A 21,711-nucleotide genomic window follows, 5' to 3' on the forward strand; every position below is an offset into this window, starting at 1 on the left:
TTGGCGGTTTTATGGTATCAGTCTATTCAATTTATCATCAGGCATATGTTTTAAATAAACGGAATATTCCGTAACTTTAAGAGCAGGACATAAAGATGCAGCTTATGGAACAAACAGCGCAATCCAATGAAAGGTCCATTAAAAAGGACTATGACAAAAAGGTACTTTCGGTGGTGCAACACCTTCATCCTTATGTAAAACAACGCCTTCACGTTGCCGAAAGTGTCGGTATTCTTCCAAAAAATCTTTATTGTTCCAACGGAGTTATTGACGATTGCATCATCAAGTTATACGAGAAAGGTTTCAATCCTGACGCCGATGTCAAGCACATCAAACTGCAACTATTTTCAACCGTTGATGATTATCTTGAGGAGTTGTTTGTAAAAGAGGCATATCATAAAAACACAATCAGCACTAATCGATTGCTGAAGGAAGAACTGCATCGCTTGGAAGAATCGTTTACCATTGATGCCGAGGAAGACTATTTGATGCTGGAACAATTGGATGATATTTCCTATCACCAACACGGCCACGATTACGAGGTGTTTGTCTATGACGACCATAACAGTAGGATTTTAAATGAATTGGATTTGGAAGCGTCCACACAGCTCAACAACCGAAAAACCATCAGTAAGTTTTACAATTGGCTACCGATACGTGTAGCTAATATTGTGGACTTATACACGTTTGGGAAATTGGATTATAAGGACATTGCCAAAATCAAGCACATTGAAGTTAAGCGTGTTGAACGGATTTTAAAACAAGTCAAGAAAGGATTTCGCTCACATCTAGAATAGTTCCTGACTCTCCAAAACATCTCGCATAGCTTTCGCCTTTATGAGACATTCTTCGTATTCGTCTTGAGGCTTACTTTTTGCCGTGATGGCACCACCAACGGAGTATGATACATATTTCTTTTCAGCATTGTACAATATACTCCTAATCACCACATTGAAATCAAAGTCGCCTTCAGGAGTAAAATAGCCAACGGCTCCAGAATACAAACCTCTTTTAGTTTCCTCTAAAGCTTCAATGATGTTCATAGCAGAAATTTTTGGTGCGCCTGTCATACTTCCCATTGGAAAAGTGGTCTTTATAACATCTACAGGATGTGTGTTGTCCTTGACTTCAGAAGTGATGGTTGAAATCATTTGATGAACTTGGTCAAAAGTATAGACTTTACAAAGTTCTTCAACTTTGACGCTGCCTTTTTTGGCTGTGTGTGACAAATCATTCCTTACCAAATCGACAATCATAATATTCTCGCTTCGGTCTTTTTCGCTATTTTCCAGATTTTTTCTCAAATCTTGGTCCTCAATAATATTGGTTGAGCGTTTGCCTGTGCCTTTGATAGGCTGTGAAATAATCGTGTTGCCTTGTTTTTTCAGATAGCGTTCAGGAGAAGCAGACAATAAATAATGCTGATGACATTTTAAAAAAGTCGCAAAAGGAGGTCGCGAAATGCGATTGAGTTTATCATACGTTTCCAACGGATTGATGATGGTATCTTCAGCATAAAATTCTTGGCAAAAATTGGCTTCATAGATATCACCACGATGAATGTGCTTCAAAACGCGATTGATTCTGTCAAAATACTCATCTTTATGAATACGCAATTTGATTTTGATGTCGCTCGTTTCCAACGATTCTGATAAATCCACAAATTGATTGATGGTTTTTAAATCGTCCTGCAATTCATCTGCAACCATATTTAGATAGTGTGTTTCCAGAGAATTTCCTTTGAAAAAAAAGACTTTTTTAGGTTGGAAAAAGTACAATTCTGGAAACTCGATGCCATCAAAATTTTCAGAAGTCAAAGCTTCCAGGTCATTCTTCAAATCGTAGGAAAGGCTCCCAAAAATCCAGTCATTTGTGACGGTTTGATACTCTTTCAACTTATCAAACGCTTGATGGGAATCGGTTTTGATACTTGTAAAAGCATCTACTGCCAATATGGCGTCATAACTGCTATAATGCGGAGAATGCTTGTTGGAATCCAGCCAAATAACATCATCAAATTGTTGACTCCAAGTCAATATTTTTTTTTTATATTGCTCGATGTTCGATATGTGATTTTGTTGAATCTGTCTCAAGTCAAATTGATGGTTGTTGCCTCAAATTTATTAAGAAACTCTCAATAATATGATATATCAGCTCTTTTAAACCATCAAACCATCTCATTCCGCATGAATCCTGACAAACTTTTTTTACTGAAAGCCAAATATTTAATTGGCGCATTTACTTTCTTAACGGCTTCCATTGTTTATTCTCAAAGACCAATCAACATATCCTCTGAAGCTACTAAAGTAGACAACGCTACTTTTTTAAGGGTTATCAATGATGTTTTATTGAATCCATCAGATTTCTCTTTTGAAAATAATCCATCTGAAATTTCAACCTTCAAAACGGCTAAAAAATGGATTCAATATAAAAATGAGCTTGGTGCTTTTTCAGTAAAGCTGCCCGAAGAGCCAAAAGATATCTCACGCGAAATGCCGAATCCGCTTGATGAAGAAGGTGATCCTTATAAAGTACACATGCTTTCTTCGGTCGATGAGAAAAACAACTGCTTTTATTTGGTGAGATATAATGATATGCCAAATGGCTATTATATGAGCGACCGGGAAGCAGGCTTCTCGTCCATTCAAGAAAATTTACAAGGCAAAGCCATATTGGTGAGCGAACCAAAGGAAATTTATCTGGATTCAGTGGAAGGTCGTGAGGTTGAGTTATTGATTAGTGGGAGTTATCATGCCATCTTGAAAATTTACATTCGTGGCAATCGTGTGTATGTGTTGATGGCTCAAAAACTTAACACATCAGATAAAGTAGACCAAAAACGCGAATTTTTTAAGAGTTTCAGACTAGACCCTTATTCCAACATTAAACTTACCACTTTCAAGCCAGAGAGCAATAAATTTGAAGTCGGACTTTTTGGCGATGTAAAAACGACGGTAGACTCTGTAGGATATGAAAGCACGAGAGTAAAACAATCTATTAACCACTACTCCATCAATCCGACATCTGGAGGTTTATATCAATTGAATGAAGGTGAACTTCAAGAATATGTTCAGATTAAAGACTTGAGTGAATTTTACAAGGAGCATTTTGAACTTTATAAAGACTGGAATGATTCCATTATCTCTCAAAAAGACGTGAAAGTCAACGGAACCGACGGAATGGAGTTTTTGTTGGAAAACGGTTATTCCAAAATTAAAGAACGTCATCAAATTTGGCTAGACAACAATCACTTATTTGTGATGACAGGTTATCTGTCTGATGAAGAACGGAATAGCACTATTGCCAATGCGGCATTCAATTCGTTCAAATACAATGCTTCCAATGGCGCAAAATTTGATCGAATGAGTTCAAAAGCAGATTTATTGTTTAAGGATTTACATGCTGAAGATTCCATCAGAAGACATCGTGCTTATGGCGCATTTGATTATTATAAATTTGAGCAAGCTGATTTACCAAAACTCTACAACGCTTTGAATGAAACCTATACAGACACTACATATGCAAGTGCTATCAAGGAAGTGATCATTGGCGAGTTTGCAAATGTACACGATGCTCAAACCGTTGAAAATTTAAAATCAATGTACCTAACGACCTTTAAGAACGAGGAGGAAATAAAGGGAGCCATACTTGTAACGCTTCCGACCATAGAAGAAAATGGTGCTCTTGAAACCTACAAAGAACTTCTTGTACAATCGCCACCGACCAAATCTGAAAATTATATGTGGCAACTGCTTCAACCTTTTAGAGATTCAACGGCATTTACCATCGATAACATTAAGGTACTGACAGATTTGATGAAACACGAAGAGCACAGATATTACGTGATGAATATTGCAACTAACCTCATTACAGAGCATCCGGATAAAAAGGATGTTGTCCTTGATAATAAAGAGAAATTCTTAAAGCACGTAAAAGAGGATCTAGAATCATACACCAAATCACTCAAAGACAGCATTGAAAACTACGAATACTATGGTGTCATCTATTCCTATTTATCTTTTTTCAACGAATCAAGGCTCGATACGCCAATTTCAGATGAATTTACCTCTAAAATCATAAGTGATTCCAACCTTTCGTGGCATAGAAGTTTGGCAATGACCTCACGGATTTATAGCAATCAAAGTTTGGATCCGATTTTAGTGAACAGTTTTATGGATAGTTTGAATTATCGTTTCGAACTTATGAAAGCCTATAAAACTGTTGGAAAGTTTGAGAAAGTACCAGAAAAATATAAACAAAATAAAGCTTTTGCAGAATTGTCGCTTTACACATACTACACAGAGGATGATTATGGCTATGAAAGCATTGATTTCTTGGGTGAGATCACAAAGAATGATGACGTTTACTATGCTTATAAGGTTAAATATGAAGAAGATGAAGAAACCGTCACGTCTTACATTGCGACTGTTGGACCAATAAAGGATGTGATGAGCATGGAATCATTGGAAAATTATGATGTGCATACAGATTGGGAACAATTGGACATTATAAAATGGAAATCGCAGGCAGAGGCATTGATTCCTGATGTTTCTGAAGAAGATTAATATGCGTTAAACATGATACAACTTCAAAACGAATTTCTTAACATACGCATCGATAAAAAAGGCGCTGAACTTTGCGGTATTGCATCCACAAAAAAAGATACAGAATTTATGTGGAATGCCAATCCAGACGTTTGGGCAAATTATGCACCGAATCTCTTCCCTATCGTAGGAATGTTGAAAGATGAAACTTATTTTTTTGATGGAAAAAAGTATTCTTTGCCAAAACACGGATTCATTCGCAATAATCCGAATTTCCATATTATAAAACAAACAGACACCGAAGCAGTTTTACGACTTTCTTATGATGAAAATACACTAAAATTATATCCATTTAAGTTTGAATATGATGTCATTTATGAGCTTGAAAACTCTACCTTGAAAGTCTCTTATCGAGTCAAAAATGTCGATGATAAGACTATGTATTTTTCAGTTGGTGGTCATCCCGCTTTTAAATGCCCTGTTTATGACAATGAGCGTTATGATGATTATCAGCTAATCTTTGAAACGCATGAAACTTCTGAAACTCATTTGTTGGACTTACAAACTGGACTTGTTACCGATAAAAGCGAACCTGTTTTTGATTCCCCAACAATTATAAAATTGCGTCATAATCTTTTCGATAAAGATGCCTTAATCTTTAAGGATTTAATATCTCGAAAAGTGAGCCTTTATAGTTCTATAAACGGAACGATTCTAACCGTTCATTTTGATGGCTTTCCTTATCTAGGCCTTTGGGCAAAGCCAAATGCCGATTATATCTGCATCGAACCTTGGCAAGGAATTGCAGATAGCATACATACAAATCAGCAGTTAATTGACAAAGAAGGAATTACACATCTTCATCCGAATAAAACATTTAAAGCCACTTATAGTATTGAAATAGAAAAAACTCATTTAGTCTAACCCAAATAATTATGGTAGCTTTGCAGAATAATTTAGGATTGTGACTTTTAGAGATTTAAATTTAAACAATGTGCTATACAATGCCCTCGACGATTTAGGGTTTGAAGAGCCAACACCTATTCAGCAGCAGGCCTTTGGAATGGTGGCATCTGGCAAGGATGTTGTCGGCATCGCGCAAACAGGTACAGGAAAGACATTTGCTTACCTCCTTCCCATTTTACGAGACCTTAAGTTCTCAAAACAAGACAATCCTAGAGTGATGATTTTGGTGCCAACCAGAGAATTGGTGGTGCAAGTAGTTGACGAGATTGAAAAGCTCACAAAGTACATCAATACTCGTGTTCTAGGAGTTTATGGTGGCGTGAACATCAATCAGCAGAAACAAGATGTTGCGCAAGGTCTCGATATCATTGTGGCTACGCCTGGTCGTGTATTTGACTTGGCAATGAGTTATGTTTTGCAACTTAAATCGATTCAGAAATTGGTCATTGATGAAGTTGATGTGATGCTCGATTTGGGTTTCAGACATCAATTGCTGAACCTTTTTGACATTATGCCAGAAAGACGCCAGAACATTATGTTTTCTGCAACGATGACTGAAGAAGTCGACGAACTCATCAATGAATTCTTTGTAACGCCAGAACGCGTAACAGTGGCCGTTTCTGGTACTCCTTTGGAGAACATCACACAACAGCGTTATGACGTTCCGAATTTCCATACCAAGTTCAATTTGCTATCCCATTTACTAAAAGACAGAGAAACTTTCAACAAAGTTTTGGTATTTGTGTCGCACAAAAAAATGGCAGATCGACTGTTTGATCTTATGGAAGAACATTTTTATGGCGAAAGTTGCGTGATTCACTCAAACAAAACACAAAACTATCGATTGAGAAGCATTGAGCAATTTGAAACTGGCGAGCATAGAGTACTTATCGCTACAGATGTGATGGCTCGTGGTTTGGATATTGATAACATTAGTCACGTCATCAATTTTGACACACCACATTATCCAGAAAACTATATGCATCGTATCGGTAGAACAGGTCGTGCGGAACGCAAGGGGCAAGCCTTGATGTTTTCTACTAATGAGGAGCAGGAATATATCAAAATCATTGAAGAATTGATGCAAATGGAAATTCCATTGCTTGAACTTCCTCAAGAGGTCGAGATTTCCAAACAATTGATTGAAGAAGAACGTCCTCAAATAAAAGAGCGCCACAATCCCATAAAACGCAACAACGAGAACGCTGGAGATGCTTTTCACGAAAAGAAAGACAAGAACAAAAAGGAGAACAAAGGCGGCTCTTATCGTGCCAAAATTGCGGCCAAATACAAAAAGCCAAAAACAAGAGGCGACAAAAACTACAATAAGCGAAACAAGAGGAAATAATCGGCTGATTAAATCTCATTATAAATTTTTGAGACCATAAAAAAGCCCTTTTCGAGCAAGTTCGAAAAGGGCCAAAAAAGAGAGGAGAATCCAGAACGATTTTCCCAGTATTTTTCGCCTTAACCCAAATAAGGCTAGTTCTGGATTTTAATCTCGCTCTCCGTAATATTCTTTATTGGAATAACTATTTTTCCTTCTGAAGTTTTCAATATCATTGAAATGTTATCAATTGCTTCCACCTCACCCTTCATTCCTCGATATTCAATCTTTTGACCTATTTCATAGGTTTTTCTCACATAAAAAGTTCTTAATAAATCAGCTGCCACAGCTTGTGCTCCCAGCCCAAGCGCTAAAGCAAAAGCAAGTAAAAACGCACCCAATATTAATGTAATGTTGTTAGTAATGACATCTGTATTGACACCTGCCTGATTCAAAGCGGTTATGGTTGCAAAAACCAAAACCATTAGAAAAAGTAATTGACTTATAATGTTTGAGCCTGAAAGTTCAAATGACTCAAAAAAGGACTTTACAGTATTTTTCAGGAAATTTGCTAGCAATAGACCAAGCACAAAAATCACCAATCCCGTGAACAGCCTTGGAATATACCTCAACAAGTTAGAAATTTCCTCTGATATAATCTTGAGGTTCATGATATCTGAAGCAATTATCAGAAATGCAATGAACATCGTCCATTTTATAAAATTCAAAATGATTTTCGTAATGTCAAGCTTCAATTTTCGGTTGCCAAAAAATGCTACTTCATTGATTTTGCTTGTAAGTCTTTCAATCTTTATCAACTTCAAAAGTTTTTTTACCGCAAATAATACAAACTTCGTTAGTAACCAACCAATTACTAATACCAAGATCGCACCAACGATGTTCGGTATTGCTTTTCCTATTTCATTCCCCATCGCATTTAAAGAATCGAGTGTCAATTCTTTCCATTTTGAGATTTTTTCCATGTTTTTATAGTTTTTTATTAGCAGTTGTTTTGTTAGCGGTTTCTTTTTTTAATGGTCTCCTCAATCACCTTTCCGACATTTAAAGAGAAAAGATCCGCAAGTTCCATCAATAGCTTGGCGGTAGCGATATCGTTCATCACTTTTGCCTTAAGTTCTGGCGGAACTGACTTAAGAGGTTTATCTAATTTTCTAAACGGATTCTCCATGATTGATTTGGTTAATGTCGGCATAAACCGCAATAAGTTTTTCTTTTGCACGTTTAAGGCGCATTTTTACGGCACTTTCACCTATGTCCAATACCGATTCTAGTTCTTTGATAGTAAGAAAATCTTGATATTTCAACAACAGTATCATCTTGTCATCTGGTGAAATCAACTCTAATGCCGACTTCAATTTATCTACACGCATCTGTAGAAAGCTATATTCATTCTGCTCATCCTCTGATTCGTCCTCCACAATGGACGGATCTACCGATTTTTTCTCCATTTTTTTATGGACATCTCTATTTACATAGTTAACACAATGATTGTAGGTAAATGCATACAGCCATGTGGAGAATTTTGCCGTTCCTTTAAACGTACTCAATTTCACAAACAGCTTAAGAAAAACATCTTGAGTTAAGTCTTTGGCCTCATCTTCATTTTTTGAAAAACCCAAACATTTATTATAAACCATTTTTGAATGCCTATCATAAAGTATCTCGAACAGAAGCGTGTCGTTAGTTCTGACAATAGCAGTCACCAATTCTTCGTCTGACACTTCTTTGAAATCTTTATTGGTCTCCAAGTTGGTTGTTAAAAGTTACGGTTTATATTGTAAGACACATCGTATCAAATAAAGTCACACATTTTTTTTTAATAATGAAATAAAAAAAGATTGCCCAATGGCAATCTTTTTCATTTGTTATGTCGTTGCCGCTTAAACGTGCAAGGCTCTATCTTCAGTGGCGGCCAACGCAGCTTCCTTAATGGCTTCTGTAAACGTAGGGTGCGCATGAGACATTCGAGACACGTCTTCTGCACTCGCTCTAAATTCCATAGCAACCACAGCTTCCGCAATCATATCAGCAGCACGAGCACCTATCATGTGGACACCTAAAATCTCATCAGTAGATTTATCTGCAAGAATTTTTACAAATCCATCAAGATCCATACTGGCACGACTACGTCCTAAAGCTCGCATCGGGAATTGTCCAACTTTATAGTCTACATTAGCCTCTTTTAATTGCTCTTCTGTTTTTCCAACGGAAGCAACTTCTGGCCAAGTATAAACGACGCCAGGAATCAAATTGTAATCGATGTGAGGTTTTTGTCCAGCCAAGGTTTCAGCTACAAATACACCTTCTTCCTCTGCTTTATGTGCCAACATAGCACCTTTCACAACGTCGCCAATGGCATAAATATTCTTTACATTGGTTTGAAGGTGATCATTTACTTCAATCTGACCTCTATCCGTCAATTTTACACCAGCAGCTTCAGCGTTCAATCCGTCTGTGTAAGGGCGTCTACCTACAGACACCAAACAGTAATCACCTTTAAATTCTACTTCTTCTCCTTTTTTATTGTCGGCTTTCACAATGACTTCATCACCTTTTCTCTCAACGGATTTCACTTTATGCGAAACTTCAACAGAGAATTTTGCCTTTTTAAATACTTTATTGAGTTCTTTAGATAGCCCAGAATCCATCGTTGGGATGATTCTATCCATATACTCCACAACAGTTACTTCTGCACCCAATCGTCTGTAAACCTGCCCCAATTCCAAGCCAATGACTCCGCCTCCAATCACAATTAAATGCTTTGGAACTTCAGTCAATTTTAAAGCTTCAGTAGATGTTATAATTCGCTCTTTATCAATAGTTATAAAAGGTAAACTTGAAGGCTTGCTTCCAGTAGCGATAATGGTGTTTTTTGCCTCGATTTCTTCATCTTTCTCACCTTTTATGGTGATATGAGTTGCATCCTTAAAACTTCCAACGCCTGTGTAAACATCAATCTTATTTTTCTTCATCAAGAAGTCAATACCACCGGTAGTTTGGTCTACAACCGACTGCTTACGAGCAATCATCTGTTTCAAATTGACTTTGATGTCTCCGGGAATATCGATACCATGCTCTTCAAAATGCTTAATCGCATCTTCGTAGTGATGTGAAGAATCTAAAAGTGCCTTACTTGGAATGCAACCAACATTGAGACAAGTACCTCCAAGAGTTGAGTATTTTTCGATAATGGCAGTTTTCATGCCCAATTGCGCACAACGGATTGCTGCTACATAACCTCCAGGACCAGAGCCTATAACGGCTACATCATATGAATTCATAAAATTGTGTTTTTCGGTTTGTTAAAATTGACCACAAAAATACGATTTTGATTCACCAATAGCGAATAAGGATTGATGATTTTTGCAATATTTTAAAGTACTGAATCTGTATTAATTGATATAAAAACTTAATGATATTTGCAAAACACCATTCTTTAATTTTTCTCCATATTCATAGTCGTTAATATCGCGAAGGCCAAAATAGTAGCGAGCGTTGATACCAATAACTGATTCAGATTTAAAACCTAATCCTAAATTAAACCCATAGTCCTGTCCTTTGATGTTTTCAACATTAGAATCATAATTACCATCAGAGCTTTGCCTTGCCGAGACTAAAATTCCGCCTTGAGGTCCAGCTTCTAAAAAGAATCCTTTGCTAGGGTAAAATCTAAACATAATAGGAAGATTTATGTAATTTAAACGGAATTCTCTACTAGAACCGTTTTTTGCTTTTGCTCCTTGAGAAGAGAATAGCACTTCAGGAGCCAAAGAAAATTGTTCTGAAAACTCGTTTTCAATACCAAACCCCGCATGGAATGAAATTCTTGTAGTAAAGGATCGGCTTTCAGAACTAATATTTGCGAAGTTTATACCTGCCTTTATAATATTGTGTTGATTTTGTCCAAATATAAATATTGATGACAAAAAAGCTATAGATAAAAAAATATACTTCATTGGGGGTTCGGATGATTTATAAAATTCCTACGTAAAAATATCATTAATTATCATTAAAGCAAATGAAATTCTCAGTACAAGCTTAAGCACATCCAATAATCAACTAGGAAACCCAAGCATGTTGCCCATTCCCACGGTAAATAACCAACAGCCATAAATGGTATGCTCTATAGACACCAACAGGGTTGATTTAGTTTTGTCATAGGTCAACGCAAATAAAATGCCGCCCAGAAAGGTCATCAAAAGCACCAATGGATTTCGATAAAAAATATGCGCCAGTGAAAACACAATGGCATTTACAAAAATGAATAAGGATCTGCTTCTGAATAATGATGCATACCTCTGAAAATAAAGGGTTCTATAGATCAATTCCTGTGGATAGACGGAAAACGTAGCGTACAGAAATAGAATGACCATCCACAATTTTGGCTTTTGAAATAAGACATGAAAAAGGTCCTCCCTAGCAGTAAACCACATATAGAGAATCGTCAATGCCGCTATGATGGTAAGTTTGATGAGTACGTGCTTAAAAAATGACCGCCATTGAAGATTTGGAGCCATCTTAAATTTGTTGCCTTCCACCATCAAAAGCACATAAATAACATATATAAAACCGGAAACCGCTAAAAATGCCTTGATGATAAAAGGATAATCAATGGCGAAACTCACGGGCAGGGCAATAAATATCAAGAAAAATTCTGTTAATCTATATCTTACCGATTCCATGATTTTAAAGGTTGATAGCCGTGGTGTGTTTGACTTCATTTATGACAAACATGCTGTGCGTGCTACCTATATGGCTTATGGAAGTCAGCTTTTTGACCATAAATTCCCTAAACTCCTCCATATTGCCAACGATGACCTTAAGCAAATAGTCATAATCTCCACTAATATGGTAACATTCCATGACTTCTGCAAGATTAGCCACCTCTTTCTCAAATTTAATCACATAATCTTGAGTGTGTTGCACCAATTTAATATGGCAAAAAGCAACAAAAGTCTTCCCTACTTTTTCTTTCTGTACTAAAGCAACATTTTTAAAAATGACGCCTTCTTTTTCAAGCTTTTTGATGCGCTCGTATACTGCCGTGACTGACAAGTTCAGTTTATTGGAAAGCTCTTTATTGGTTCGCTTACTGTCCTCCTGAAGAAGTTTTAGAAGTTTTTTATCGATAGCATCAAAATTCATAATTGAAAATTTTTCAGTTTAAAGTAAGTTTTATGAGCAACGACTAACTCTTATTCTAATAATCACTATAAAATTAGAATAAAATTCTAAATATCTACAGATACATTGATTTTTTGTCCTATTAAAATGATATTTGATGAACAATTAAACACTAAAGTAATGGCATTTAAACCAGCTAACAATATTCAGGATTTACAATATTTTGGGGAATTTGGAGGTGTGAATCCTTCTATTTCAGATTCATCAACCTATACATTTCTTTCGGCAAAAACGATGTTCGATACCTTTGAAGGCAATGCCGATGGCTGTTATCTCTATTCACGACACTCCTCGCCTTCCAATCTCTATTTAGGCGAAGCCTTGGCTGCAATGGAAGGTACAGAGACAGCCAATGTTACCGCTTCAGGTATGGGTGCCATCACTGCTGTGATCATGCAATTGTGTGGCAATGGTGATCACGTCATCAGCAGCAGAACGATTTACGGTGGCACTTATGCGTTTCTGAAGAACTTTACGCCACGAATGGGAATCGACACAACATTTGTTGATATCACAAATCTCGATGCCGTGGAAGCTTCCATAACAGAAAACACTAAAATGATTTTCTGTGAGACGGTGAGCAATCCTTTATTGGAAGTTGCGGATTTAAAAGGTTTGGCTGCGTTGGCTAAAAAGTACCATATTAAGTTGGTGGTCGACAATACCTTTTCGCCTTTGAGCATCTCTCCTATTCAATTGGGCGCAGATGTCGTGATTCATAGCTTAACAAAGTTTATTAATGGTAGCAGTGACACTGTGGGTGGCGTGATTTGCGGCACACAGGAGTTTATAGATAATTTGCGCAACGTCAATGATGGTGCCTGTATGCTGCTTGGCTCCACTATGGATAGTTTGAGAGCTTCGTCTATCTTGAAAAATTTAAGAACGCTCCATATACGGATGCAGCAACATAGTAAGAACGGATTGTTTTTGGCGCAGAAGTTTGAAGCGGATGGATTGAAAACGGTGTATCCAGGACTTGAATCTCACCCTTCACATCAGCTATTCAAGGCGATGATGAATGAACAGTATGGTTATGGCGGTATGCTGACCATTGATGTTGGCAACCTTGCCAAAGCCAACGAACTGATGGAACTGATGCAAAAACGAAATCTCGGATATCTTGCCGTGAGTTTAGGATTTTATAAAACCTTGTTTAGCGCGCCAGGAAGTTCCACGTCTTCTGAAATACCTGAAGACGAGCAAAAAGAAATGGGCTTGAGTGACGGATTGATACGTTTCTCGATAGGGCTTGATGCGGATATACAGCGTACTTATGAGATGATGAAAGCTTGTATGGTGGAGCTGGATGTTTTGTCTTGATGTGTTGTTGAAACGGTTGGAATGGGTTACCGTTAGGTAGGAATGAGCTTCCAATGGGCAAATATAGTTTTTAACTATGGCAAAATGGGGTTCTGTCTCACTGAAAGACACGAATTCCAAATTCGTGCCATCGGGTTTGATATCCATTGAATTCTTGACGAAAAGAAATAAAAGGAATAAAGTGCATTAAGGTTAATAGTTTTTTCATTGAAGCTGATTTTAATATTATAACATAAAATCTCATAATATAAGATGCTTTATTCTTCTTTTACGGTCACCTTAAAATTCTTATATAAAAACTCCAATATGTAAGCTACAACAAGAAATCCTATAGCAAACAGTGAAGTCAATTTGAAACCTTCCATAGTTAAAAACACATATTTGAATGTACTTGAGATTATTTCAATTGGTTCAGCTGAACCTTTCATGTTAAGAATATTATTTATCAGAAAAAATAGATAAATTATGCAATAGCACATTAATATTCTTCTTATAAATGAAAGTCTAATGGTGATTTCTTGCTTCACAAATTAAGATTGATTAATTAAGCCTAAAAGTATTGAATTTTTTCATAACATAATTTAAATCAGTTGTTTTTGTTTCTTCTTGATGAATAGTAAAAGATTAATATTAAATGTTGTCTAGATTATTAAGTGCAGTCAAATAGTTAAAGCAAGTAAAATCTTAAGATATAATGACCCGATTACATCTTTTTCAATTAATGTAAGAATAGTTTTATAACATTAACCACTTAATCGATATATTAATTATTTCACCTAATGAATCACTAGAATTTTGAGATATTTGATATAAAATCTATAAATAATAATTAATTAGATCTAGCCCCTCAAAATGAAAAAGAAACAAAAGAAAGTCATTAAAGAAAATATATTGTTTTTGATTGAAATTATTACGTTCATATTTTTTATCTGGCAATTAATAACTAATTATTAGGAACTTTCAAAACCGATTGATAAACCATATTTTCAAGAAGTCTGTTTGGCTGCATCCCTCTTGTTAGGATTTGAAGCTTCTTGTGCAATTGCTGCAACCTTTTATTTGCTTGTCCGTTTGTATTGAATGTTTTTAGTTCTGAAATCAGGTTCTCGATTATCAGAATATTCAACAGTCTTTTATGTTGTTCTTTATTCAGTGTCGGAACACCCAAATAAAGAACTTGTGTTGCGTAATAGCTTGTGAAATACATAAAACAAAATTACCACAAATTGTAGTTAGGTGTTGCTTTAAAATGTAGCAATGATTTAAGGGATAAACCCTTGAAATTATTTGCTATCAAGGGTAATGATTATTATTGGATATTACTGAATTGAATCCTTTTTAAGTTTAGATTCATAATTAATCTTAGGTTCCATCATTTTATAGCCTTCTGGTGGAAACAATTTGTCAATTTCAAGAACTAAAATGCTATATTCATAATTTTCATTTATTGGAATGCTATGTGGCATCATTTTATCTGGATGGTATTTAACAAAAATATACTTATCATTAAAATATGCTATGTGATAATAATCTACTAATAATCCATAATTATCATACATATAGTCTTCAAAGTAATCATAGTTGACGAAATTTTTAGGGATTGTATTGTTTCTGCCAAATCTTTCGACATAGTTCAAGGTAAGTATAACAATTATCAAAAGATTAATTACTGCAGTTAATCTACTAAAAGGATGCAATATTAGGAACAATATTTTTTTAACTTTTTGCAATTTGGTCTTTACAACTGTTACTTTTTCAAAATTCACACTAAATAAAACAACCATACCCATTATGCTTAATACTAGAACCATAAAATCTTTAGATTCGATAAACCCAAATACTCCCTTTCCCTCATAAATTCTTTTTGCTATATTAAATCCCTCATAAATCCCACTTGAAATGCCAACCGTGGGTAATACTATTTTATAATATGTATCAAGTCTTTTTACAACAGGTCTAAAAACGTAAAGTGCAATTATTGCCATCAAAACAGGAATGAATGATACAAGTGGGACCAATATCATTAATATTATTCCATCTGGAACTAATTGAGATAAAGAAAAGAATCTTAAATATGGCATACCAAAACTCATTAATGATAAGCCTTGCCATATTGCTCCTAATAAAGTAATAATAACTAAAAAAACTGGTGTATAAGCTTTAACATTGTCTAACCATTTTTTTAGATTGTTTTTAAATGTTATTTCTTCTGCCATAATTGTATTTTGGTGATTTTTTATAAAAATAACAAACCCATTCATTTGATTGAATGGGTTTTATGATTAGATATTAACATAAGTTTCAAGACATCTTCAAAATGTCTTAATCGTTAGACCCCCACTGCCGTGGGAATGTAAAAAGAATTAAACGGTAACTTATTTGGTGCGCGTGAACTTGAAGCGGCTTATCTGTTTGTACTGATCGCTGCTGCTGTACAACTTTACACAGCTAATTTAACATTACCCAAAATTCGCAGCCCCAGAATCAGAATTGGCAACCTCGGAGTCAGAACTGGCAACCCCGTAGTCAGAATTAGTAAGTGCGGAGTCAGAATTAGCAAGTGCGGAGTTAGAAATGTCAAGTGCGGAGTTAAAAAACCTAAGTGCGGAGTCAGAATAGCCAACTGCGGAGTTAAAAAACTTAAGTGCGGAGTCAGAATTAGCAAGTGCGGAGTCAGAATACCTAAGTGCGGAGTTAAAAAAGTCAACTGCGGAGTCGGAATTGGTAAGTGCGGACTTAAAAAAGTCAAGTGCGGAGTTAGAAAAGTCAAGTGCGGAGTCAGAATACCCTTCCGCAACTACTAAATTCAAAACAAAATACAATAACAACCCAAAACCTCTGCTAACTGCCACTGCAAACTGCCTACTCCCTTCAACCAACTGTTTACGTTTTCATTCCACCGAGTCATATTTGCACAGCTATTTATAAAATCGTAACATTACATTCCGTAAATAACTCCTAACTAAAATATCCAAATGGAAAGCCAAGACATCAAACCACGAGTGCCACAAGATGAACATGTAGTTGAAAACAAGGAATTAAGTATATGGGAAGCCCTGATTCCCGTAGTTGTTTTGGTGGGTATGTTGGCCTTTAACGTCTATACCTATGGCGATGAGGCACTTTCTGGGTCCAATCAATTCATTCTCCTTTTGGGCGGTGCGGTTGCTGCCATTGTCGGGTTCTTTAACAAGGTCAGTTTCGACCAAATGATGGAGGAAGTGTCTGAAAACATCAAATCCACAGGAGGCGCCATCTTAATACTGTTGATGGTGGGAGCACTGGCCGGTACTTGGCTTATCAGTGGCATCATTCCGACCATGATCTATTATGGACTTCAAGTGTTGAATCCTACCATATTCTTGGCAGCGTGTGTCATTATCTGCGCCATCATTTCTGTGGCAACAGGTAGTAGTTGGACGACATCAGCAACCGTCGGGATAGCGTTGATAGGTATTGCAGAAGCATTGGGCGTACCTTTGGGAATGACGGCTGGTGCCGTAATTTCCGGAGCCTATTTTGGAGATAAAATCTCTCCAATGAGTGACACTACCAACCTTGCTCCTGCTATGGCGGGAACTGACTTGTTCACGCATATTCGTTACATGCTTTACACAACAACCCCAACCGTGATAGTGGCGTTGTTAGTGTTCATCATCATCGGTCTTAATCTAGAACCGAAAGGTGCTGCTGATACACATCTTATCTTACAAGACATAGATTCGGCAATTAATGTCAGTCCTTGGCTTTTTGTAGCACCTGTTATAGTAATTGTGTTGATTGTTAAGAAAACTCCACCATTAATTGCCCTACTGATTGGAACCTTATTAGGAGGTCTGGCTGCACTTATCTTTCAACCAAATATTGTAGCCGCCATCGGAGGAAGTGAAACCCTCAATTTTACTTCAGGCTACAAAGGAATTATGAATGCCATCACTGTTGATACAGCCATACCAACGGAAAATGAAGCCTTGCAAGGTCTTTTTACGGCTGGCGGTATGAGCAAAATGCTTGGTACCATTTGGTTGATTCTTTGCGCAATGGTGTTTGGTGGCATTATGGATGGCATCGGAGCTTTGACCACAATTAGCAAGGCATTATTAAAATTATTCCATACCACCTTCGGATTGTTTGCAAGTACTGTTGCCAGCTGTTTAGCCTTAAATGTGACGGCAAGTGACCAATATTTAGCCATTGTAGTTCCAGGTAAAATGTATGCAAAAGCTTTTAAAGATAAAGGTCTAGCACCAGAAAACCTCTCCAGAACACTCGAAGATTCAGGTACTGTAACTTCCGTATTGGTACCGTGGAATACTTGCGGCGCCTATCAAAGTGGTGTGTTAGGTGTCGATACACTACATTACGCTGGTTACGCCATTTTTAATTGGTTGAGTCCGTTTATGACCTTACTGTTTGCGGCTTTTCAAATAAAAATCAGGCAACTTACAACTGCTAAATAAATAATTCTTCATGCTTTTGATGGCTAATTTATGAGGTTGGTAGTTTTCAACCTTAAAAATTATTGATTTGGCAGATTTAAATCGTCTTTTCTGAAGCCATACAGCCACACTATTTTGTTATTAGTTTATATAATTAATATGAATGATGAAATCTCTCTTACCAGAGGTACATTTGCAGCATAATTTAATAATCTTAAAAACAAAAAACACATGGCATTTGTAGGAAAAAAATTTCCAAATTTGAGCGTCAACGCAATGAACGAAATGGGAGACACTTTTAAGTTGAACGTTCTTGAAGAGGCAAAAAATAACAACAAGAAAGTATTGTTATTCTGGTATCCAAAGGATTTCACCTTTGTATGTCCAACAGAATTGCATGCATTTCAAGCTGCTTTGGCTGAATTTGAAAAACGCAACACAATCGTTATTGGTGCATCTTGCGATACTGCTGAAGTTCATTTTGCTTGGTTGAATACTGCGAAAGATAATGGTGGTATTGAAGGCGTTACCTATCCTCTATTGGCTGATTCAAATAGAAACCTTGCTTCAACATTGGGTATTTTAGATATTACTGAAGAAACCTTCAATGAAGAAACTGGTTTGTTCACGGTGGAAGGTGATAACGTTACGTACAGAGCTACTTACATTATTGATGAAGAGGGAACTGTACAACACGAAAGCATCAACAATATGCCGTTGGGAAGAAATGTCAACGAATATTTACGCTTGATTGATGCCTTGACACACGTTCAGGAAAAAGGTGAAGTTTGCCCTGCCAACTGGGAAGAAGGCAAAAACGCCATGAATGCAAATCGTGAGGGTGTTGCTGAATACTTATCAGCACACTTGAACTAAATAAACTATATAGATACCAAATTCCGAGAGTTCTTCTTAACGGAATTTGGTATTTTAATTTTTAATCATTTTAACTGATGATCACAGAATTAGAAAAAGACAATTTGAATCAATTGGTATCTGATAACGATACGGTTGTAGTGCAATATTCAGCAAGCTGGTGCGGCAATTGCCGAATCATGAAGCCTAAATTTAAAAAATTGGCGACAGAGAATGAACGTATCACATTTGTAATGGCTGATGCTGAAAAATTCCCGAATTCAAGACAATTGGCAACAGTTGATAATCTTCCGACGTTTGCTACATTTAAAAAAGGTGCGTTTGTAAATCAAGTTCAAACAAATAAGTTTGAAGTTTTAAAAGAACTAGTAGATGAAGTTGCCAGTAATTAAACATTTGACTCAATTTATAGAGAATAACGATGAGGATTTTGTGGTAGAAACCATCGAAACTTTAGAAAACCTTACCGAAGTCCCTTCTTTAAAAGATGAAGAGCTTGATGTCATTGGTGAATTGATATCCAATATGTATGGCGCGCTTGAAGTCCATAAAATGGTGAAGGATGGCACTCCAAAGAAAGAGGCTTTAAATAATTTTATGTCGCGAGTGCTTGGCTCTATTGACAAATAAAATAGCTGAAAACTATTAACAAATAAAAACCACTTCAGTTGAAGTGGTTTTTTGCTATTAATCTCAAAGCTCTTTATTACCAAAGAACTTTATTATTTCAAATCATAACGATCTAAATTCATCACCTTTGTCCAAGCTGACACAAAATCGTTTACAAATTTCTCTTTGGAATCTTGACACCCGTAAACTTCGGCAATGGCACGCAATTCAGAATTGGAACCAAAAATCAAATCAACTCTTGATCCTGTCCATTTTACTTGTCCTGTTCTGCGGTCACGACCTTCAAACTCATTTTGAGCATCGGAAGTGGCTTTCCAAGTAGTTGACATATCCAGTAAGTTGAGGAAAAAATCATTTGTCAGCGATTCTTTTTTGTCTGTAAATATACCGTGTTTGGAACCATTGAAATTAGTGTTCAATACTCTCAATCCGCCAACCAAAACAGTCATTTCAGGTGCAGTCAGCGTCAATAATTGTGCTCTATCCACAAGCATTTCTTCTGCAGACGCTTCGTGCGTTTTTCCGATGTAGTTTCTAAACCCATCAGATCTAGGTTCTAATGCCGCAAATGAATCCACATCAGTTTGTTCTTGGGTCGCATCAGTTCTACCAGCCTTGAAAGGTACTGAAACATTAACACCTGCATTGCTGGCTGCTTTTTCCACAGCTGCATTTCCTCCGATGACAATCAAATCTGCAATTGAAACTTTTTTATTTCCAGATTGAGCTTCATTAAATTCCTTTTGAATCTTCTCGTAAGTTTTTAATACTTTAGATAATTGCGTAGGGTTATTAACTGTCCAATCCTTTTGCGGTGCCAAACGAATACGTCCACCATTAGCGCCGCCTCGCTTGTCTGATCCTCTAAATGTTGAAGCCGAAGCCCAGGCTGTTGAAACCAATTCAGAAACTGATAATCCAGAATCGAGGATTTTACTTTTCAAACTTGATACGTCAGAATCATTCACCAAATCATATGACGCTTTAGGAACTGGGTCTTGCCAAATCAATTCTTCTTGTGGCACTTCTGGTCCTAAATATCTATCGATTGGCCCCATATCACGATGCGTCAGTTTGAACCAAGCACGAGCATACGCATCTGCAAACTCTTCTGGATTTTCGTAAAAATGTCTTGAGATCTTTTCATAAATCGGATCCATTCGCAATGACAAGTCTGTCGTTAACATAAAAGGTGCGTGTTTCTTTGTTGGATCGTGTGCATCTGGCACTGTGCCTGCTCCTTCATTATTTTTTGGACGCCATTGGTGAGCTCCAGCTGGGCTTTTGGTCAATTCCCACTCATATTCAAAAAGATTTTTGAAAAATGTATGACTCCACTTTGTTGGTGTATCAGTCCAAGCACCTTCAATACCACTGGTGATGGTGTCTGCACCCATTCCACTGCCGTAGCTGTTGGCCCAGCCCATTCCTTGCGCTTCGATGCCTGCTGCTGCTGGTTCTTCCTTTACATATTTATTTGGATCTGCGGCTCCGTGTGTTTTTCCGAAGGTATGTCCGCCTGCAATCAATGCCACAGTCTCATAATCATTCATCGCCATTCGACCGAACGTTTCACGAATATAATGAGCTGATTCCACAGGATCTGGATTTGCATTATGACCTTCTGGATTTACATAAATCAATCCCATATGTGCAGCTCCTAATGGATTTTCCAGTTCATCATCCATATATCTATCCTTATTACCAAGCCATTCGCCTTCAGAACCCCAATAAATATCTTCCTCTGGCTCCCAGACATCTTCTCTTCCACCTGCAAAACCAAACATTTTCAAGCCCATAGATTCGTGGGCACAGTTTCCAGCCAAAATCATCAAATCTGCCCAAGACAGACTTCTACCATATTTTTGCTTGATCGGCCATAGCAACAAACGTGCTTTATCTAAATTGGCATTATCAGGCCAACTATTTAAAGGTGCGAAACGCTGTGTACCAGAACCTCCGCCACCACGTCCATCAGCAATACGATAGGTACCAGCACTATGCCAAGCCATCCTGATCATGAACGGTCCATAATGACCATAATCTGCAGGCCACCAATCTTGTGAATCGGTCATAAGATCGTATAAATCCTGTTTGACTGCCGCTAAATCCAATTTTTTGAATTCTTCTGCATAATTAAAATCCTTATCCATGGGATTGGACAAGGATGAGTTTTGACGTAGAATGCCAATATTTAACATGTTTGGCCACCAGTCTCTATTTGAAGTTCCTCTACCAGCAGATTTTTTGATTGCGCCACTTGAAAAAGGACATTTTCCTGCTTCAGATTCATTTACTTCCCAGGCTTTACCATCGTTTCCGTGTTCAGAATGCTTGTTGTTTTCCATTTTTGATTGTTTTACGTAGTTGATAATTTTTAAAATTAAACAATACAAATCAG

Annotated in this window: 22 protein-coding genes; 9 read left to right on the forward strand and 13 right to left on the reverse strand. The window is 36.9% G+C overall.

Translation table 11 applies throughout. The features are described from left to right. Window positions 1-104: 104 nt before the first annotated feature. Entirely contained in the window at window positions 105-797 is a 693-nt protein-coding gene (locus tag M0G43_RS11425; protein ID WP_248026638.1) for a hypothetical protein, read from the forward strand. Here M0G43_RS11425 and pabB read toward each other — a convergent pair. Further along, the gene (gene pabB, locus M0G43_RS11430) at window positions 789-2,093 is read right to left on the reverse strand and encodes an aminodeoxychorismate synthase component I (protein WP_248026639.1); all 1,305 of its coding nucleotides are present in this window, start codon (window positions 2,091-2,093) and stop codon (window positions 789-791) included. The two genes, M0G43_RS11425 and pabB, sit on opposite strands and share 9 nt — an antisense overlap. A gap of 93 nt (window positions 2,094-2,186) precedes the next feature. On the opposite strand from pabB, the gene M0G43_RS11435 reads away from it, so the two are divergent. From M0G43_RS11435 to M0G43_RS11445, 3 genes are read left to right on the forward strand one after another with little or no spacing between them, the layout of a single operon-like run. After that, entirely contained in the window at window positions 2,187-4,565 is a 2,379-nt protein-coding gene (locus M0G43_RS11435; RefSeq protein ID WP_248026640.1) for a hypothetical protein, read from the forward strand. Between the two features lie 12 nt (window positions 4,566-4,577). Then, window positions 4,578-5,468, forward strand: coding sequence for an aldose 1-epimerase family protein (locus tag M0G43_RS11440; RefSeq protein WP_248026641.1), 891 nt, complete (start codon window positions 4,578-4,580; stop codon window positions 5,466-5,468). A 40-nt stretch (window positions 5,469-5,508) separates the two neighbouring features. Beyond that, on the forward strand, window positions 5,509-6,858 hold the full coding sequence (locus M0G43_RS11445; protein WP_248026642.1) for a DEAD/DEAH box helicase: 1,350 nt from the start codon (window positions 5,509-5,511) through the stop codon (window positions 6,856-6,858). A 134-nt stretch (window positions 6,859-6,992) separates the two neighbouring features. Here the strand turns inward: M0G43_RS11445 and M0G43_RS11450 are convergent, their stop codons facing one another. The 7 genes from M0G43_RS11450 to M0G43_RS11480 form a co-directional block, all read right to left on the reverse strand. Further along, the gene (locus tag M0G43_RS11450; RefSeq protein WP_248026643.1) at window positions 6,993-7,820 is read right to left on the reverse strand and encodes a mechanosensitive ion channel family protein; all 828 of its coding nucleotides are present in this window, start codon (window positions 7,818-7,820) and stop codon (window positions 6,993-6,995) included. 32 nt (window positions 7,821-7,852) lie between these two features. Further along, window positions 7,853-8,026, reverse strand: coding sequence for a hypothetical protein (locus tag M0G43_RS11455; RefSeq protein ID WP_248026644.1), 174 nt, complete (start codon window positions 8,024-8,026; stop codon window positions 7,853-7,855). Beyond that, window positions 8,010-8,606, reverse strand: coding sequence for an RNA polymerase sigma factor (locus M0G43_RS11460; protein WP_248026645.1), 597 nt, complete (start codon window positions 8,604-8,606; stop codon window positions 8,010-8,012). Before M0G43_RS11460 ends, M0G43_RS11455 begins: the two co-directional genes overlap by 17 nt. 132 nt (window positions 8,607-8,738) lie before the next feature. Further along, a complete protein-coding gene (lpdA, locus tag M0G43_RS11465) occupies window positions 8,739-10,139 on the reverse strand; it encodes a dihydrolipoyl dehydrogenase (RefSeq protein WP_248026646.1) in 1,401 nt (466 codons plus the stop codon). Window positions 10,140-10,250: 111 nt separating this feature from the next. Beyond that, complete coding sequence (locus M0G43_RS11470) at window positions 10,251-10,814, reverse strand: porin family protein (RefSeq protein ID WP_248026647.1); 564 nt, start codon at window positions 10,812-10,814, stop codon at window positions 10,251-10,253. Window positions 10,815-10,913: 99 nt separating this feature from the next. After that, on the reverse strand, window positions 10,914-11,540 hold the full coding sequence (locus M0G43_RS11475; protein WP_248026649.1) for a CPBP family intramembrane glutamic endopeptidase: 627 nt from the start codon (window positions 11,538-11,540) through the stop codon (window positions 10,914-10,916). A 4-nt stretch (window positions 11,541-11,544) separates the two neighbouring features. Further along, window positions 11,545-12,003, reverse strand: coding sequence for an Lrp/AsnC family transcriptional regulator (locus M0G43_RS11480; protein WP_248026650.1), 459 nt, complete (start codon window positions 12,001-12,003; stop codon window positions 11,545-11,547). Between the two features lie 159 nt (window positions 12,004-12,162). On the opposite strand from M0G43_RS11480, the gene M0G43_RS11485 reads away from it, so the two are divergent. Then, on the forward strand, window positions 12,163-13,365 hold the full coding sequence (locus tag M0G43_RS11485; protein ID WP_248026651.1) for an aminotransferase class I/II-fold pyridoxal phosphate-dependent enzyme: 1,203 nt from the start codon (window positions 12,163-12,165) through the stop codon (window positions 13,363-13,365). 257 nt (window positions 13,366-13,622) lie between these two features. On the opposite strand, the gene M0G43_RS11490 is transcribed toward M0G43_RS11485, so the two are convergent. From M0G43_RS11490 to M0G43_RS11505, 4 genes are all read right to left on the reverse strand, one after another. Further along, window positions 13,623-13,793, reverse strand: coding sequence for a hypothetical protein (locus tag M0G43_RS11490; protein WP_248026652.1), 171 nt, complete (start codon window positions 13,791-13,793; stop codon window positions 13,623-13,625). Window positions 13,794-14,308: 515 nt separating this feature from the next. Beyond that, a complete protein-coding gene (locus tag M0G43_RS11495) occupies window positions 14,309-14,572 on the reverse strand; it encodes a hypothetical protein (RefSeq protein WP_248026653.1) in 264 nt (87 codons plus the stop codon). Between the two features lie 112 nt (window positions 14,573-14,684). After that, the gene (locus M0G43_RS11500; protein ID WP_248026654.1) at window positions 14,685-15,581 is read right to left on the reverse strand and encodes a hypothetical protein; all 897 of its coding nucleotides are present in this window, start codon (window positions 15,579-15,581) and stop codon (window positions 14,685-14,687) included. Window positions 15,582-15,824: 243 nt separating this feature from the next. Further along, a complete protein-coding gene (locus M0G43_RS11505; protein ID WP_248026655.1) occupies window positions 15,825-16,244 on the reverse strand; it encodes a hypothetical protein in 420 nt (139 codons plus the stop codon). Between the two features lie 96 nt (window positions 16,245-16,340). On the opposite strand from M0G43_RS11505, the gene nhaC reads away from it, so the two are divergent. From nhaC to M0G43_RS11525, 4 genes are all read left to right on the forward strand, one after another. Then, window positions 16,341-17,825: a Na+/H+ antiporter NhaC gene (nhaC, locus tag M0G43_RS11510; protein WP_248026656.1), complete on the forward strand. Its 1,485-nt coding sequence runs from the start codon at window positions 16,341-16,343 to the stop codon at window positions 17,823-17,825. Window positions 17,826-18,035: 210 nt separating this feature from the next. Continuing rightward, window positions 18,036-18,680 (forward strand): peroxiredoxin, encoded by a 645-nt coding sequence (locus M0G43_RS11515; RefSeq protein WP_248026657.1) that lies wholly within the window; start codon window positions 18,036-18,038, stop codon window positions 18,678-18,680. A gap of 77 nt (window positions 18,681-18,757) precedes the next feature. Beyond that, window positions 18,758-19,072 carry a thioredoxin family protein gene (locus M0G43_RS11520; RefSeq protein WP_248026659.1) on the forward strand — a complete coding sequence of 105 codons (315 nt, stop codon included), beginning with the start codon at window positions 18,758-18,760 and terminating at the stop codon, window positions 19,070-19,072. Beyond that, window positions 19,053-19,310: a DUF6952 family protein gene (locus tag M0G43_RS11525; RefSeq protein ID WP_248026661.1), complete on the forward strand. Its 258-nt coding sequence runs from the start codon at window positions 19,053-19,055 to the stop codon at window positions 19,308-19,310. Before M0G43_RS11520 ends, M0G43_RS11525 begins: the two co-directional genes overlap by 20 nt. A gap of 92 nt (window positions 19,311-19,402) precedes the next feature. Here the strand turns inward: M0G43_RS11525 and katG are convergent, their stop codons facing one another. Then, window positions 19,403-21,658, reverse strand: coding sequence for a catalase/peroxidase HPI (gene katG / locus M0G43_RS11530; protein ID WP_248026664.1), 2,256 nt, complete (start codon window positions 21,656-21,658; stop codon window positions 19,403-19,405). Between the last annotated feature and the right edge of the window lie 53 nt (window positions 21,659-21,711).

Origin of the sequence: Subsaxibacter sp. CAU 1640, from assembly GCF_023156585.1 — a bacterium.
Lineage (GTDB): Bacteria > Bacteroidota > Bacteroidia > Flavobacteriales > Flavobacteriaceae > JBPOFM01.

Coding starts and splice junctions, on each gene's coding strand:
- M0G43_RS11425 (WP_248026638.1), top strand. CDS start 105: ATGGAACAAACAGCGCAATCCAATGAAAGGTCCATTAAAAAGGACTAT.
- M0G43_RS11435 (WP_248026640.1), top strand. CDS start 2,187: ATGAATCCTGACAAACTTTTTTTACTGAAAGCCAAATATTTAATTGGC.
- M0G43_RS11440 (WP_248026641.1), top strand. CDS start 4,578: ATGATACAACTTCAAAACGAATTTCTTAACATACGCATCGATAAAAAA.
- M0G43_RS11450 (WP_248026643.1), bottom strand. CDS start 7,820: ATGGAAAAAATCTCAAAATGGAAAGAATTGACACTCGATTCTTTAAAT.
- M0G43_RS11455 (WP_248026644.1), bottom strand. CDS start 8,026: ATGGAGAATCCGTTTAGAAAATTAGATAAACCTCTTAAGTCAGTTCCG.
- lpdA (WP_248026646.1), bottom strand. CDS start 10,139: ATGAATTCATATGATGTAGCCGTTATAGGCTCTGGTCCTGGAGGTTAT.
- M0G43_RS11470 (WP_248026647.1), bottom strand. CDS start 10,814: ATGAAGTATATTTTTTTATCTATAGCTTTTTTGTCATCAATATTTATA.
- M0G43_RS11475 (WP_248026649.1), bottom strand. CDS start 11,540: ATGGAATCGGTAAGATATAGATTAACAGAATTTTTCTTGATATTTATT.
- M0G43_RS11480 (WP_248026650.1), bottom strand. CDS start 12,003: ATGAATTTTGATGCTATCGATAAAAAACTTCTAAAACTTCTTCAGGAG.
- M0G43_RS11485 (WP_248026651.1), top strand. CDS start 12,163: ATGGCATTTAAACCAGCTAACAATATTCAGGATTTACAATATTTTGGG.
- M0G43_RS11490 (WP_248026652.1), bottom strand. CDS start 13,793: ATGAAAGGTTCAGCTGAACCAATTGAAATAATCTCAAGTACATTCAAA.
- M0G43_RS11495 (WP_248026653.1), bottom strand. CDS start 14,572: ATGTATTTCACAAGCTATTACGCAACACAAGTTCTTTATTTGGGTGTT.
- M0G43_RS11500 (WP_248026654.1), bottom strand. CDS start 15,581: ATGGCAGAAGAAATAACATTTAAAAACAATCTAAAAAAATGGTTAGAC.
- nhaC (WP_248026656.1), top strand. CDS start 16,341: ATGGAAAGCCAAGACATCAAACCACGAGTGCCACAAGATGAACATGTA.
- M0G43_RS11515 (WP_248026657.1), top strand. CDS start 18,036: ATGGCATTTGTAGGAAAAAAATTTCCAAATTTGAGCGTCAACGCAATG.
- M0G43_RS11520 (WP_248026659.1), top strand. CDS start 18,758: ATGATCACAGAATTAGAAAAAGACAATTTGAATCAATTGGTATCTGAT.
- M0G43_RS11525 (WP_248026661.1), top strand. CDS start 19,053: ATGAAGTTGCCAGTAATTAAACATTTGACTCAATTTATAGAGAATAAC.
- katG (WP_248026664.1), bottom strand. CDS start 21,658: ATGGAAAACAACAAGCATTCTGAACACGGAAACGATGGTAAAGCCTGG.